Annotated in this window: 17 protein-coding genes; 14 read left to right on the top strand and 3 right to left on the bottom strand. The window is 43.8% G+C overall.

Features of this window, described 5'->3' with window-relative positions; genetic code table 11:
- Positions 1 to 27 precede the first annotated feature (27 nt).
- The 7 genes from CSUNSWCD_RS11215 to CSUNSWCD_RS00695 all read left to right on the top strand — a co-directional run bounded on the left by CSUNSWCD_RS11215 (position 28) and on the right by CSUNSWCD_RS00695 (position 3,853).
- Positions 28 to 540, top strand: coding sequence for a hypothetical protein (locus CSUNSWCD_RS11215; RefSeq protein WP_157788734.1), 513 nt, complete (start codon positions 28 to 30; stop codon positions 538 to 540).
- Between the two features lie 185 nt (positions 541 to 725).
- Entirely contained in the window at positions 726 to 944 is a 219-nt protein-coding gene (locus CSUNSWCD_RS00720) for a helix-turn-helix transcriptional regulator (RefSeq protein ID WP_034964036.1), read from the top strand.
- Positions 922 to 1,206: a hypothetical protein gene (locus tag CSUNSWCD_RS00715; protein WP_167536545.1), complete on the top strand. Its 285-nt coding sequence runs from the start codon at positions 922 to 924 to the stop codon at positions 1,204 to 1,206. Before CSUNSWCD_RS00720 ends, CSUNSWCD_RS00715 begins: the two co-directional genes overlap by 23 nt.
- The gene (locus CSUNSWCD_RS00710) at positions 1,193 to 1,459 is read left to right on the top strand and encodes a hypothetical protein (protein WP_009492633.1); all 267 of its coding nucleotides are present in this window, start codon (positions 1,193 to 1,195) and stop codon (positions 1,457 to 1,459) included. Before CSUNSWCD_RS00715 ends, CSUNSWCD_RS00710 begins: the two co-directional genes overlap by 14 nt.
- Entirely contained in the window at positions 1,456 to 1,863 is a 408-nt protein-coding gene (locus CSUNSWCD_RS00705; protein ID WP_009492631.1) for a hypothetical protein, read from the top strand. The genes CSUNSWCD_RS00710 and CSUNSWCD_RS00705 overlap by 4 nt, the downstream gene beginning before the upstream one ends.
- Positions 1,860 to 2,663: a hypothetical protein gene (locus CSUNSWCD_RS00700; protein WP_009492629.1), complete on the top strand. Its 804-nt coding sequence runs from the start codon at positions 1,860 to 1,862 to the stop codon at positions 2,661 to 2,663. The genes CSUNSWCD_RS00705 and CSUNSWCD_RS00700 overlap by 4 nt, the downstream gene beginning before the upstream one ends.
- Positions 2,664 to 2,665: 2 nt before the next feature.
- Positions 2,666 to 3,853, top strand: coding sequence for an AAA family ATPase (locus CSUNSWCD_RS00695; RefSeq protein WP_009492627.1), 1,188 nt, complete (start codon positions 2,666 to 2,668; stop codon positions 3,851 to 3,853).
- Positions 3,854 to 5,217: 1,364 nt separating this feature from the next.
- Here the strand turns inward: CSUNSWCD_RS00695 and CSUNSWCD_RS00690 are convergent.
- Entirely contained in the window at positions 5,218 to 5,436 is a 219-nt protein-coding gene (locus CSUNSWCD_RS00690; RefSeq protein ID WP_009492625.1) for a hypothetical protein, read from the bottom strand.
- 145 nt (positions 5,437 to 5,581) lie between these two features.
- Here CSUNSWCD_RS00690 and CSUNSWCD_RS00685 point away from each other — a divergent pair, with 145 nt between their 5' ends.
- The 5 genes from CSUNSWCD_RS00685 to CSUNSWCD_RS00665 all read left to right on the top strand — a co-directional run bounded on the left by CSUNSWCD_RS00685 (position 5,582) and on the right by CSUNSWCD_RS00665 (position 7,575).
- The gene (locus CSUNSWCD_RS00685) at positions 5,582 to 5,854 is read left to right on the top strand and encodes a hypothetical protein (RefSeq protein ID WP_009492623.1); all 273 of its coding nucleotides are present in this window, start codon (positions 5,582 to 5,584) and stop codon (positions 5,852 to 5,854) included.
- 13 nt (positions 5,855 to 5,867) lie between these two features.
- Positions 5,868 to 6,122 (top strand): hypothetical protein, encoded by a 255-nt coding sequence (locus tag CSUNSWCD_RS00680; protein WP_009492621.1) that lies wholly within the window; start codon positions 5,868 to 5,870, stop codon positions 6,120 to 6,122.
- The gene (locus CSUNSWCD_RS00675) at positions 6,119 to 6,439 is read left to right on the top strand and encodes a hypothetical protein (protein ID WP_009492618.1); all 321 of its coding nucleotides are present in this window, start codon (positions 6,119 to 6,121) and stop codon (positions 6,437 to 6,439) included. The genes CSUNSWCD_RS00680 and CSUNSWCD_RS00675 overlap by 4 nt, the downstream gene beginning before the upstream one ends.
- A 651-nt stretch (positions 6,440 to 7,090) precedes the next feature.
- Positions 7,091 to 7,315: a hypothetical protein gene (locus tag CSUNSWCD_RS00670; protein WP_009492616.1), complete on the top strand. Its 225-nt coding sequence runs from the start codon at positions 7,091 to 7,093 to the stop codon at positions 7,313 to 7,315.
- A complete protein-coding gene (locus CSUNSWCD_RS00665) occupies positions 7,309 to 7,575 on the top strand; it encodes a type II toxin-antitoxin system RelE/ParE family toxin (protein ID WP_009492614.1) in 267 nt (88 codons plus the stop codon). Before CSUNSWCD_RS00670 ends, CSUNSWCD_RS00665 begins: the two co-directional genes overlap by 7 nt.
- Positions 7,576 to 8,332: 757 nt before the next feature.
- On the opposite strand, the gene CSUNSWCD_RS00660 is transcribed toward CSUNSWCD_RS00665, so the two are convergent.
- Together CSUNSWCD_RS00660 and ciaB are read right to left on the bottom strand one after the other, a co-directional pair.
- Positions 8,333 to 8,749 carry an acyl-CoA thioesterase gene (locus CSUNSWCD_RS00660; RefSeq protein ID WP_009492612.1) on the bottom strand — a complete coding sequence of 139 codons (417 nt, stop codon included), beginning with the start codon at positions 8,747 to 8,749 and terminating at the stop codon, positions 8,333 to 8,335.
- A gap of 233 nt (positions 8,750 to 8,982) precedes the next feature.
- Positions 8,983 to 10,812: an invasion protein CiaB gene (ciaB, locus tag CSUNSWCD_RS00655; protein ID WP_009492608.1), complete on the bottom strand. Its 1,830-nt coding sequence runs from the start codon at positions 10,810 to 10,812 to the stop codon at positions 8,983 to 8,985.
- Between the two features lie 498 nt (positions 10,813 to 11,310).
- On the opposite strand from ciaB, the gene CSUNSWCD_RS00645 reads away from it, so the two are divergent.
- Both CSUNSWCD_RS00645 and CSUNSWCD_RS00640 read left to right on the top strand, forming a co-directional pair.
- Positions 11,311 to 13,569 carry a molybdopterin oxidoreductase family protein gene (locus CSUNSWCD_RS00645; RefSeq protein ID WP_081585276.1) on the top strand — a complete coding sequence of 753 codons (2,259 nt, stop codon included), beginning with the start codon at positions 11,311 to 11,313 and terminating at the stop codon, positions 13,567 to 13,569.
- Between the two features lie 156 nt (positions 13,570 to 13,725).
- The gene (locus CSUNSWCD_RS00640) at positions 13,726 to 14,745 is read left to right on the top strand and encodes an ABC transporter substrate-binding protein (RefSeq protein WP_009492602.1); all 1,020 of its coding nucleotides are present in this window, start codon (positions 13,726 to 13,728) and stop codon (positions 14,743 to 14,745) included.
- Positions 14,746 to 14,770: the final 25 nt, after the last annotated feature.

Below are 14,770 nucleotides of genomic sequence, written 5' to 3'. Positions count from 1 at the left end.
GAGGTAACAAATTGCAAAAGAGGCGAGATGAAAAGCAAGAAAATTTTAAACGATTTAAAAAGGCTTAATAAACTCCAAAAAGAAATTATCGAGAAGCATTTTTTTAAAGACAGTATCCCAAATTTTTTAAAAAGAATAGGAGTAAAAAAAGAATTTTTTAGGCGCGGAGATAGTGCAGAATTCGCTTGCGACTTATTGGCTGATTTGCTTTTTGATTGTTATTTTGAAGCAGACAATAAAGACCCAGAAAGCCTTAAAATTTTATTTGATATTGAAATAAAAAACGATGTTATGCCCACTCTTTACACGCTCACGCAGGGGGCCTTAACTTTTGATGAGATAATATCGCTAATCCCTCTTTTGCGCGGTTATGCTCAATCAGAAAGAGACATTGAGACGATAACCGGATTTTGGGATACACAGGAGGCGTTATTAGCTCTAAGCGATATTTTAGGGCTGGGCATAGCAATGCCGATTAAACGCAATGAATTTCATAATGCCGTTAAAGACGCCTACCAAACATACCTTGAGCTAAAATAAAATAATCTTTAGCAAAAAATAGCTATTTTTTTAATAGATTTTGACATCAAAATCCAATAGCTTTTTAATACTTTAATTACCTCAAAACCCACCCAAAAAACGCCATTTTATCGTTATGCTAAAAATTTAATTTATGCAACAATACCCTCATCAAGCTTGAATAAAAACAAATAAAGGTCAATGTAATGCAACAAACTACACACGAAAGAAAAAAACTAAGAGCTTATGAGGTGGCAAAGATTTACGGGGTAAGCCAAAGCACAATCTGGAATTACACTAAAAAAGGATACCTAAAGCCTGTAAAGGTGGGCGAGAGAGTAACCCTGTTTGATGCTTTAGAGTGCGATCAATTCTTTAACGGCAAGAATGCGGAGCGAGACAATGAGACAGGCACGCACAAATAAACAAATCCTGGTAAGGATAATGCTGGACCGGGGCGAGGTAACAGCCTCAGACGTAGCTCATATAAGCAACTCTAATCAATACTTCGTAGAACTCGAGAAGCTAGGCATAAGCGATAGCAGACCGTACAAAAGAGCCAACGGCACTAACTGCAAGATGAGATTTATCAAAGATCGCAAAAAGGCGCAGGCGTATTTAAACGCCTACAAAGTAGCCGAAGCGATAGCCGAGTATGTCGATGAGGTGCAAGATGTCAAAATATGAGGAGCTAAAGCCTTATCTAAACCGCGACACCGTAGTAAGCATAATCATAAATTGCGGTTACAGCGTAGATAGAGCTTACAAATTTAAGATTAGAGACGAGAGAACGCCTAGCGCGTCGATAGATAAAGACGGCTACATAAAAGACTTCGGCGGAACATTCGGCGGCGATGTATTCGCCTTTTTAAACGAGATTGTAGGCTACTCGAAAGCAGAAGCCCTACAAATAGTCAAATATGCTTTAGGAGCGGAATGATGACAAAAGATATGCAAAAGATAATAGATACCGGAGCTAATGAATACGGATTAACCGAGCTTGTAAAAATAGACGTGGCCAAAGCCAAAGAGACGGCAAAATTTATTTTTACGAACGACAAAGAGGGCATATTTAGAGATTTCATTTTTAAGAGTATCGAGTTTTTACAAGAGCTGGAGACTCAAAAGCAGTTAGTGGATATGGTAACTGACGCGACCATAGAGGAAAATAGCCGGCTAAAAGGCGCGAGCGGCTACCAACCATTAACGCAAGACGAACTAAAAAACATAGAGAGCAACAGAGAGCTATTAACCGGAAATTTGAAGCTAGCGCAAACAATGCTAAATAATTTTTTGGGAGCTCATTACGAACCGCTTTACAAAAGACTAAAGGCTGAGAAATGAAATCAATCGAGGATTTTAAAAACGTAGCTTTGAGTAAGCCGGATTTAGCGCCGTGCGAGGGCTACCAAGAAGCGAGCGAGGCAAAGGATAGCATAGACCTTAATCAATATGCCGTAAAGCTAAGGGAGGCGTATTTAAGCGCCTATACAAGGATTAGCTTATGCGCGCAGGAACAAACCGACGAGCTTTACGATCTTTATCCGTGCAATTTTCTAAGAGCGTGCAACGCAAAGCTAAGAGATATTGAATGTCTAGGCTACAACACGAAACACCAAAGCCTGGCGATCATTTTAAAAAGCGGCGATAAAACGCAAGCCATAGCCACAAGACGACTAAGAAACGAAGCCGGTAATATTGTCGAGGGCAAAAAGTGGATAAGAGCCAAAGGCTCAAATAATAGCTTCATACCTCATCGCTTTAATAGGTCCGATGACGTGGTATTCATAGCCGAGGGTATAGGCGAGGTCGGACTATTTGAGATACTAAAAGCCTCTTACGTTTGTTTTCAAAATGCGGGCGAAATATCTAAATTTGAATACAGCCCTTTAAAAGACGAAATTTTAGGAGGGCTGAAAGGTAAGCGCGTAATTTGCTTCGTAGATAATGACGAGCCTAGTCAAAACGGCTTTAATGCTCTTTATCCGGTCATAGGGGGCGATCTTTACCAGGTCAGGTTTAAAGACAAGCCCAAAGGGTATGATCTAAGGGATTTAATCGTGGAGCTCTCAGACAAGCATAACCACAAAGAGCTTTTAAAAGCGTTGCAAAACGAAATCAAAGCAAGACAAGAGAGGGTTTAAAAATGAACGGCGGATTATTAAATTTTTCAGACGACGATTTTATCAACGCACCCAAAGCGCTGCCGGTATATGAGAATACTTCAATAAAGCCGGATATGAGAAAAAGCGATGAGGTAAAAAAGAAAGGCAAAATAAAGCTAAATTTTAACTCTTTATCGGAATTTAGAATTTATCCCGATGAGATAGCGAATTTTAACCCCGTTTGGCTCATAGATGATTTTTTAATGGAGCAAAGCATAACAACGATATACGCCACCGGAGGAAGCGGCAAGAGCTTTTTAGCTCTAGTTTTAGGCGTGTGGCTCTTGGACGCTCAAAAAATAAGCAAACTTATCTATTTAGACGGCGACAACGGTTACACCACGCTAAAACGTAGGCGTGTCGATGAAATACTAAAAACCTACTCAAAGATAGAATACTACCCGCTCTTTAAGCAAAACAGCGAGGGGCAGTCGATAGATCGATACAGCGTATTAAGCGATCTAGCCGAGAACCTTGCACCAAATGAACTAAAAGGAACGCTAGTTATCATTGATAGCATAAGAGACTTCATCAAAGGAGACTTAGGAAGCGACAGCGTAGTAATGCCATACCTCAACAACCTAAAGGCATTTAGAGACAATGGGGCTACCGTAATATTCTTGCACCATCAACCCAAGCAAAGCAAAAATCCCGATGAGAACAACGAAGCTTACAAAGGCGCGACAGCCTTTATAGATAGCGTAGATACCGCATATTTTCTATCCAACAAAACCACCAACCAGGACAAAAGCGAGGGCAAGCTGGCTGTAACACTAAAGCCCACCAAAGCAAGAAACGGCGCTGAGCATAAAGCCTTTATTATCAACGGGGCTGATTTTAAGCTAGTGCAGGCTGATTATTACAAATATGCCCTAACCGATAAGGAAAGATACACGCTCGAGCTTGCTCTACAAATCATCAAAGATAACCGTATGGGGATAATCCAAAGCGATCTGGCTAGAGAGATAAAAAGCCTAGCCAAAGCGCAAGCCGTAGAGGTATTGTCGAATAATGCCCTCTGGGAGTTTCTAAAACGATATGACGAAAAAGAATACATCATCATCAAAGGGGCTAGAAACTCAAATATCTACAAGCTCATAGACGAGAATGCCAATACGATAAACCCTATGCCTTACAATGCCGTGGAAGCATACGAATTCAAAGAATAACCGATAAAGGGCTAGACCTGTAAAAAGGTAAAGCCCTGCCCTCATAAAAATAAATACATAAATACATAAATAAATTTACATCTATTTATCTCCATATTTCAGTTTTTTAGTTTTTTTCAGTTTTTTTTAGTTTTTTAGCGAGCTTAAAAAACTCAAACCCCTTGCTATTACGGGCTTTTCAAGGCTTTTTATTTTAGTTTTTTAAATTTTAGTCTTTTTTGCATTTTTATCCTTTTTATCGGTTTATTTCAGTTTTTTAGGCAGAGTTTCGCATACGTTAAAAAACTAAAAAACTGAAAAAAAATAACGCTCTAAGCCCCTAAAATACGTGCCTCTGAGTTTTTTAACCTTTTTAAAAAACTGAAAAAAACTGAGCTTTAAGAAAAAAACAAGATTAAGACCTCACCCCTACCTTTAAAGGCAAAAAACACACCTCGATTTCAAAGCGAGAATAAATCAAAATAAATCAGTCGGACAAAGAAAATTTAGCCCAGTCCGAATAATGCTCCGTAGTCAAACTCAAACGGCTTGATTTTGAATACTGAATAAAAAGACATACAAAGGACATCAAAAAGAGTTAAAATCAAACAGAGAGCTTTATTTTGCGTTTAAATAGGGTAAGGTTATTTTTGATGAATACGCCCCGCCCCTCCAAGGGCGGAGGCGGATAGCTTGACGCGATCAAAAGCTTTTTAGCCTAGCGCGTGCGCTTAATTTTCGGCTTACGTAGTAATGCCCTCAAATGCGAGCTTTGTCCGTCTCCTTAAAAATAAGGCAACGAGCCAAGCCTCTAAAATCGTCATTCCATAAAAAAATGGAACGCATAACCTAAGCGATGAGGCAGATTTAATCTAGCCCATAGGCGAACTTATGCCCTAAGCCAAACTTAGCCCATAGGCGCAAAGTAAAAGGATGTAACCACTACTGACACCCCCCTGATTTTAAAAAGGGGGTGGCATTCAATTCACCCCCCCCCCCCCTTTTTTTTTGGATTTCACGAAAAAGAGAAACGCATTTATTCAGAAAAATCTGAAAAGGGGTTATCCGCAAAAAAAGGGAAACCTAACCGACGCAATTTTACGTCCGTTGGAGCTAGGCGTGAGAGGTTTACCACAAAAAAAGGGAAACCCTAAAAGCTGGGTGAGTTTAATTCATAGAGCTAGACGCATTTTTGCGTTGATCGTCGAGATCAGAATACGGCATTTTTAGCCGTAAATAGACCGCAAAGCCTGAATAAATCGAAGTTATGAGCCGTGATCGGAGCTGGGGGAATTAAATACCGGTAGCTAGCTACGTTAAATGTAGGTAGCTGGGTAAATTTAACTTAGGTAGCTATCGGAGAGAGATTTAAAGCGGTGGGATTTTTAGGCGTCGGTATCAAGGCTCTTAAACATTTCGCCTATTTTGTCGAAATTGCCAGCCTTAATGTAGTTAATAAGCCAGCTTTTTACCCAATACGGATAACCACGTCCATTAGTACCCCAGCTATTTACGCCCTGATAGCTTGTTTCTAAAATTTCCGCTAATCGTTTTTTATTAAGCCCTGCACGTTTCATAAGCTCATTAAATTCGTCTCTATCCATTTTTAGACCTTTAAGAAATATGCGTTAGTGTATTAAATAATTTATTAAAAAGTGCTTACGCATATTTTATTAAGCTTGCTTTAAAGTGCATAAGCGTATAATTTCAAAATTATTTTAATGCAAATGCATATTCAAAGGAGACCCAATGCAACCAACCAGACAGAAATTTACAGAGTATCTATCCAGCTACCAATTTAAGCTAAACGATACCGACGAGGACGTGAGCTACAAGGTGCTAGACTGCGCTTATGATTTATTCTGCGCTTTAGAGGCGTTAGCAAACAATCATAAGATACTAGAGGCTAAATACAAAGCCGAACAAGAAAAGCGCGAGGATTTGCAAAGAGCGATCAGGCTTTACGGCATAGATAGGCTAAGCAAAAAAGAGCTATTAATAAAAGCAAGACCGAGTTTTTAGAAAGGAGACCCCAATGCAATTAACATTTGACATAGCCGACGAGCTAGACCTAACCAACGAAATACCAAGCACGCTAAACGCTATTAGTGCTTTAGTGCTAGCCTTGCCGTATTTTAAAAAGCACGCAGGCATTAACGACGCTACCGTTATGAGCGCAAGCTACTTTTTAGCAGGCGCGATTGACGACGTAGCCCAAGCGGTGCGAGATTACGCAGATAAGAAAATATCCGAACAAAGAGAGGAACTAACCCAAAGGCGCGAACAATGAATAAAAGAGACTTTAATCAAGCTTTGAGATATTTAGCTAAGGGCGCAGACGCGCCCAGCTACACTCAGTTAAAAGATTTCGCCTTTAGGTTATGGACTAGCTTGCATAAGCGAGGCATTGAGCTAGAGCGAGCAAGAGGCGATAAGGCGCGCGAAGCATTTCAAGCAGAGGTAGCAAAGAGAGAGGCAAAAGGAATTGCGGACGCATTATTTGAAACGGGCTTACAAGCATACCGATTATTTAATTATTACGCTAGCGAGTGCGAAAAGCTAGAGGAGCAAATAAAGCTACTAAGCGAGCTAAACGACAAGCTATAAGAGCAAATCGCGCCAAAGGGTAGCTACACGTGGCACAGCGACCTAAAGGGCGCATAGGTTTATCAAAGGGGGCTTAATAGCCCTCCCCCATAAGTCTATTTTATCCGCTCAAAATGCGCCGATGAAATGAACGCTAAGGCACAGTAATTTTATGAAGCCAGAACAGGACGCCCCCGCCCTATTCGTCCGTAGCCCGTAAAGTAGTCAAGCCGTAGGGGCAGGTCAAATCTCTACGGCCGAGACGGCGAAACATCGGCCGGGTGCATTTCATTTTTTGCGCGCCGTATTTTTGAGAAATTAATAAAGTCAAGTGAGAACAAAGTCAAGTGATAAACGGTAAGTCAAGCGACAAGATAAGTGAAACCCTAATCGTCGTTAATGGCGGGATTAACCCGCAGCAATGAAACCTAAAATTTAACGGCGAAAAATGAGCGCAGGGCGGACAAGTAAAGCCCGATTTTATCGAAGTAGCCCCAAACTAGGCGGAAAAATTGAGCGCGTTTTTGAGCGCAAAAAATGACCGCCTAGCCGATAAGTAAATATCGCTACCATCAGTGCAAAACGGTTTAACGGCTACGGAAATGACCGCTTTATTAAGCCCTAAGCCCCAAGCGGTTAAAATAAGACTGGATTTTAAAACAAGGGCAGAATATGCAAACTCTAACCATACGAACGGATAACGCCGATTTCATAGAAAAGGCGAGAGAGATATTAATCACGCTAGCCAAATTTGACGGCGTGAACCTAAGCCTAAGCGATGAGGTCAAATATCAGTCGCGCTTTAGTGAATATGAAGCCGACATTGAAGCGATCAGGCGCGGCGAGCTTGAAACCTATCCGCTAGAGGGAATACGCGACGAGATAGCCAAATGGTAATTAAGCGCACGGCACGCTTTAACCGCGAGCTAAGGGCAGTATTTGACTTTATCGCAAAAGATAGCCCAAACAGAGCGCAGGGTTTTGTCGGTAAGCTACTGGACGCAGTGGAGCTTTTGGAGGATAATCCGCGACTAGGGCGAGCGATAACGGACGACAAAAGAGAACTAATCGCCAAAGGTTATGTAATACCCTACTTGATAGACAAAGACGCCATTAAACTTTTGGGCATTTACAAAGCCAACGAGTGGCAGGCGTGAAACATCAGCCAGTTTTAAGACAACGAAGCTTAATTAAGCCTCGAGCCAAAAGCCGACACAAAAATACAAAATCTTAAGTAAAAAAGTTAATATTGAGATACTTTAAGCCCTCTAAACTTAAAAAATAAACCTCAACGCTTGCAAAAGCCCTAGAATACGGCATTACAGAAATAATAGTTTGAAAACTGGAATTTTCATAACCATTTTCCTAATCTCGTGAAACTTAGGAACATTGAGTTCATATTTTGACATTTTTTATCTCAAATGTATACATCAAATGACGATATATAAGTGCTTTAATACACTTCTGCAAGTCGCCTCTAACCACCATTCTATTATTTAATCCCCTATAATACAGGTAGCGTTAATAAAATTTCAAGATATGTTATTTTGTAGACTATACTTAACTACTTCTTGGTATATATAATATTGTAGCGCATTGAATTTAAGCATTCCTGTGCATCTTTTGCATTTTAGGATATGCTAAATTTATTTGGTAAACAACCTAAATTTACAAACAAGTAAATTTTACATCTATTTTACGTCTAAAACGCAAAATACAAACGTTTTTTACATATTCAAATGCTAATAATGCTGAATGCATCAAATCTTGCCAAATATTAATCAAAGCGCAAATACGTGGAAGACAATTCAACAATATCTACCGAATTTATAAATTATCCGAAAAATTTATTCAAATTTGACGCCGCCAAGGGCCAGGCTAGATATCTAGCTCCGAGCCCTCAGAGTGAGCGGATCAAAACCCGTGCGCCTTCTTTAGCTCCGGATCGATCGGCTTTTTCGTACCGTCTTTAGTCACGCTCACATAGGTCGCGATCGCGGATGTCACGTGTATGCACTCGCGAAAACCCGCCGCATTTAGCCGCAGCGCCGTGACTTCGATCTTAGTTTTGATCGAGGTGTTGCCCACGTCCGTTATCTTGGCGTAGCAGCTCACGACGTCGCCGACGAAAACGGGCTGTTTAAATATAATCTCTTGCATCGAGATCGTCACGACGCGCTCTGGAGCTACTTCGCGCGCGGCCTGGGCGCCGGCAAGGTCGATCTGGCTTAGTATCCAGCCGCCAAAAATATTGCCAGCCGAGTTTGTGTCTTTTGGCAAGGCAACTTGTTTCATGCGCGGTTCGCCCATGCCTTCTAATGTTTTTTCCATTTTTATCCTTTCTATTTTTGTTTAATTTTGCAAATTTATCGACAATCCGCCGCGGTTAGCTTATCTTGCGTCAAGCCAGAGTTAAATTTGACTGCAAAAGCCAGCATCTTTATAACGCAAATTTTGCGTCAAAAAGGTGCTGGTCTCGGCCGCTCGAAAAAGGCAAATTTGACGTAAATTTCGGGTCGAATTTGCATGCCAAGCCGCTTAATCTAGCGCAAATTTGCCTCGGGCTATTTCTCTCCCGCTTGCCACTTTTCCCATTCGCCGCTCTCGTCAAGCTCGTTTCCGATAGCCTTGTAGCGAGCGTAGTAGTGCTCTACAAATGCCCTTGCCTGCGCGTGTTTAGGCAGGTAGCTTTTGCCATCTTTGTCGCAAAATTTCGCCAAAAACTCGCCCGCAGGAGCGCGCCTTGCGTAGTGAAGCGCCAAATTTTTGTAGTTTGCGAGGCAGATTTCTTTAAATTTAGCGTAATGCTCACGGTCAAATTTGACGACCAAAGCGCCGCCATCAAAGCTAAGCGCGCCCGAGTCAAACAGCAAGCTCAGGTGTATGAGCCCCTCGCAGTAGTACGCGCGCACCTCATCGACCTCGCGCCACGCGATGAGTCCGACCGCGCGGGCGATCAGCTCGTGAAACACGCTCATCTCGTAGCCCTCGTCGCCGCCGATAAAGAAATTTACCAGCCCGCCCGTGGTCGCCTTGTACTCCTCGATAAATTTAAACTCGCCGTCCGCGTTCATCGCCTTTTCCGTGTCGGTGCCGACGAAAAGTATGTGCCCAAACTCGTGCCCGATCGTGGAGATTTCGTAGGTTTTCTTCCAAATTTGCGGCTTTTTAAACAAAATTTCGCGTCCGTAGTCCAAAAACTCGCGCGAAAAGATCTCGCCGCTGAGCTTCATAAACGGCCGCGCCTTGGCGCTCTCGTAAACGTGCTCGACGAAGGCGAATATCTTTTTGCCACGCTCCTTGCTCACGGTCTCGTCGTTTGGCACGACCTGCGCAGAGAAAAGCCCGTTTAGCTCGGCTCCGTAGTAGATCATCGGCACGCTGATGTAGGTTTGCGTGCGTGCGATATTTTGCGTGACTTGGCGTGCTAGCGCAGCGTCCTTGATACCGCACTGCTCGCAAATTTGCTCATAGGCGCGGATGACGCTAGCTTTAAATTTCTCCTCGTCAAAGTCGCTGGCACCCGCTAGCCTGACGTCCCACTCGAGCGCGACGGCGTGCGTGTAGGCGTCCTCGTAGTACTCGAGCGGATGGCCGGGCTGCAGCGGGCCTTTTACATCCATCCACGCGCGCTCGGCATCCTGCCACGCCGGGATCGCTCGGTCGTTTTCTCGCTCGCAAAACGCCGCCTTTAGCTTTTCAAAGTACGTTACGTAGACTCTTTGCTCGTCGTTTGCGGCTAGCGATTTTAGATTTTTGATTAGCTCCTCTAGCGCGTCCGTCACGCGTTTTACTTCTTTTTCAAAAGCCACGGCATATGGCGCAAAGTCGTATTTTTCGCAGTTTTTTAGGACAGCACCGTAGCTTCGTTCGCCCTTTTCGTCGCCGTCTTTTTGATAGAGGCGGTTTTCGTCGATAAATTTGATCGCATCGGCCATGCTTACAAATTTAGCTTCGAATTCCCTATTCGTCGTTTGCAGGATTTGCCTGTCCCACGCGCTTTGCCACGCGTTCATCGCTAGCCCCGCGCCGTGCATGCCACTAAGCAGCGCCTGATAAAACTCGTCTATTATTTTCTCCTCTTTTACCCGCGCCAACAGCTTTTCAAAACGCGCCTCGTAAAACTCGCGCACGAGCTCAAAAGCTTCGTCTTTTATGCGCCCTATCTCGGCCTCCTCGCGCCCTTGTTTTTTTAGCTCGTTTTCTAGCGGCTCAACCTTTAGATCGACGATACGGCGCAAAACCGCCACCTTTTCGCTTTTCTCGCCCTTAAAACCGGCGATCTTTAGCATCTTTAGCACGACCTCGCTAGGATTATCCAGCTGCCTATACATCGCATTTAGCTCATCTTTACCGGCCGCTACTAGCTCGTTTAATCTTTTAAAATCGTTCACGTTTATCCTTTTTAAAATTTGGCGTATTTTAGCTTAAATTTGATGCATATTTTGTTAAAAATGAATATCAAGCTCGTGAAAAGCATAAAATCAAAAATTTATCGTAAAATTTACAGATACTAGTAATAGTTAATATTTTAAGTCCAACAAATAACCATAATCCATAAATTTCGCCTCTATATTTACCAATCCAAAGCTTTATAGACAAATAAAATTTGATTAAGCGTTGAGGTAGAATTTTAAGTTATATTAATACAATAACTAATTCTAATCTTAATAAGATCTCTCAATATGCCTTTATAAGTAACTAAAATGATACGCTAGAAATTACGATGCAATGGTGATTTTGGCTACATATACCGACATAAAATATAAATTAAATCTTAAATTTAGAAACTGGTTTGTAATATTAAGAGAATTTATTATCTTTTAAGGACAAATATGCAAATATTTCATATTTAATAAATGTGCAAAATTTGCATATAAAAAGGAGAAAAAATGACAAAGACCGGCAAAGTCATATGCCCGTACTGTGGCACGGGCTGTCAGGTCGAGCTTCACGTCGAAAATAACGTGATAAGAAGCGCGCTTGGAGTACAAAATAACCCCGTAAATCAGGGCAATCTGTGCTTAAAGGGCTTTTACGGCTGGGACTACGTGGGGGCGCCTGATAGATTAACAAAACCGCTAATCCGCAAAAAAGACGGCGTATTTAGCAAGGACGGAGATCTTGAGGAGGCTAGCTGGGACGAAGCGCTCGATCTAGTCGTCTCAAAGATGAAAGAGGTCAAGGAAAAATACGGCCCTGACGCGCTAGTAGGCAACTACTCGGCTCGCTGTACGCTAGAGGACAACTACGTCGCGCAAAAAGTAATGCGCGCCGTAATCGGCACGAATAACGTCGATCACTGCGCTAGAATTTGACACGCTCCGACTGTGGCAGGTCTTGCCAAAACAATCGGTAACGGAGCGGCGACAAACAGCTTCACGGAGATCGGACCTTATAGTAATTGCATATTGATGATCGGCTCAAACCCCGAAAACGGCCACCCGATCGCGGCGATGCACATACAGCGCGCGCTAAACCGCGGTGCTAAGCTCATCGTGGTAGATCCGATAAAAACGGAATTTGCCAGCCGAGCGGACGTGCATTTGCAGCTAGCGCCCGAGCACAACATCGCGGTTATAAACTCGCTCATTTACGTTATTTTCGAGGAAAATTTAGTTAACTGGGACTTCGTAAACGAATGCACCAAAGGCGTAGAGTACGTACGCGAAGCGGTCAAGGACTATTCGCCTGAAGCCATCGCTAGCTACACAAATCTAAACCCTGAGGACGTGAGAAAAGCGGCCCGCATGTACGCGACTATCCGTCCGGCCGTCATCACGCACGGTATGGGCGTCACGCACTTTAACCACGGCGTGGGCGCGGTTTGCGATATCTCAAATTTATTCCTTTTAACGGGAAATATCTGCGAGCTAGGTAGCGGCGACCTGCCGATACGCGGACAAGAAAACGTCCAAGGCTGCTGCGATATGGGCGTGTTACCAAATATTTTCCCAAATTTGGGCTCGGTAACCGATCCAAAACAGCGCGAGTGGTTCGAGCAGGTTTGGCATCTAGAGCCAGGCTTCCTAAACGGTAAAATCGGCATCCATAAAACCGAAGTGCCAAACGCCATCCTTGACGGCAGAGTGCACTTTTTCTGGACGATGGGCGAAAACCCAGTCATGACGGATCCAAATACCAACCACTTCCTAAAAGCGATCTCAAAGGTCGATATGTACGTGGTTCAGGATATCTTCCTAACCGAAACGTCGCGTAAAGCCGACGTCGTGCTACCTGGCGTGGCAAGTAGCGAAAAAGAGGGGCTATACGCTAACGCCGAGCGCCGCGTGCAGCACAACGAGCACGTCATCACGCCTCCAGGAGATGCCAGACAAGACTGGTGGATCATCTGCGAGATCGCCAGAAGGCTCGGAGCGACGGAGGGATTTAACTTTAACTCGCCTGAAGAGATTTGGGAAGAGGTACGCAAGTGCGACCCTAGAAGATACGGCGGCATGAGCTACTACCGCATCAAAAAGTATCACGGTTTGCACTGGCCGTGCCCTGACGAAAACAGTATGGGCGGACAGAGTCTCTATCTAGATAAAAAATTCTTTACGCCGGATGGCAAAGGTAAATTTATCCCTTGCTTGCACGTAAAGAGCGTCGCAGATATCGAGCCTGCAAAAGCCGAGTTTGCTAAACGCGTAAATTTACCGCCTGAGTACGAAGTGATGGCCGGTAGCGTGGACGAGCCGACGGATGCCGAGTATCCGATACAGCTACTAACTACGCGTAAAGTTTATCAGTACGCCGGCGGCGTCATGACTAGACGCTCAAAAGCTATCGAAGAGGGCGGCGACAGCATCGGGCCTATCGCCGAGATGAACCCTGCGCTGGCCGAGCGCTACGGTATCAAACAAGGAGACTTCATAAAAGCGTGGAGTAGATACGGCTATATCGTCGTCAAAGCAGACGTCACGGGCATCGTCCCGGACGGCGTCATCCAGATGACCTACCACTACTGGGAGAGCTGCTGCAACGAGCTAACCAGCAACGGCTGGGACTTCATCAGTAAGACTCCGACCTTTAAGGCCGCTATCCAGATCCAAAGGATCGAGGAGGAGGAATTTTTGCGTATTCGCGAGCTAAAACGCATCAAATTCCAAACTAACAAGGTCATATACGACGACTATCACCACGAGTGATTTTTAGCCCCGTTCGCAAATCGCGGGCGGGGCTTTTTAAATTTGTCTTTCAAATTTAGCCTCAAATTTCGCTTCTTTCTTAAAATTTGAAAATATATCTTATTTTAATATGCATTTTTGTAATATTATAAATTTATATCTCACAAGGAGTAAAAGATGAAAAAATTTCTCACGACGTTGCTTTTAAGCGCTATCGTCGCGCTAGGAGCCGAGGTCAAAACCATCACCGATATGACCGGCAACGAGGTCAAAATCCCGGCCCAAACGCAAAAGATAGCCGCGCTTTGGCATGCAAACAACCAAGTGATCTTGGTGCTAGGCGGTGCGGATAAGATCGTAACTACGACCGATCTCATCAAGAAAAACAAGTGGTTTGCTAAAATTTACCCTCGCATCGCAGAGGTACCGGCCGCGCTAAACGGCAACGACATCCAGATCGAGGAGCTAGTTAAACTAGCGCCCGACGTAGTCGTCGTGTCAAATAAAAATTTCCAAGAAAACCTTACTAAAAACGGCTTTAACGCGGTAAACGCGATATTTCGCGACTACGACGATATGAAAAAAAGCGTGCTGCTAACGGCTGAGCTAATCGGCGGCGACGCAGCTAGCAAAGCAAAAGAACTAAACGAAAATCTAGATGCTAACATCGCGCTAGTCACCGAGCGCACAAACAAACTAAACGATGCTGCGCGCCCTAAAGTGCTACACATCGTAGGCGGCGCAAACCTGCTAAAAATTGACGGAACCAAAACGATCATCGACACGTGGGTGAAATACGCGGGCGGTAAAAATGCGGTGCAAAAAGAGGGCAGCATGATAGAAATCACGGCCGAAGAGATCGTGGCGGCAGACCCTGATATCATCATCGTGGGCGGCGCGGACAATCAAAAAGCGGTTGAGAAAATTTACGCTGATCCGGTATTTGCAGGGCTAAAAGCGGTCAAAAACAAAAAAGTCTACGGCAACCCAAAAGGCGTGTTTAGCTGGGATAGATACGGCGCGGAGTCTGCGCTGCAAATTTTATGGGCGGCTACTATCGTTCAGCCAGAGCTCTTTAAAGACGTCGACGTAAAAGCCAAAACTAAGGCGTTTTATAAGAAATTTATGAACTACGACCTTAGCGACGCGGAGTTTGACTACATCCTAAAAGGGCTAAATCCGGACGGTAGCAAATAGTCAAATTTGAGCGGCTTTGCGGGTA

It is taken from the genome of Campylobacter showae CSUNSWCD (assembly GCF_000313615.1).
Lineage (GTDB): Bacteria > Campylobacterota > Campylobacteria > Campylobacterales > Campylobacteraceae > Campylobacter_A > Campylobacter_A showae_A.
Note: the sequence above shows the minus strand (reverse complement) of the source record. Positions and strands in the feature narration are given on the sequence as shown.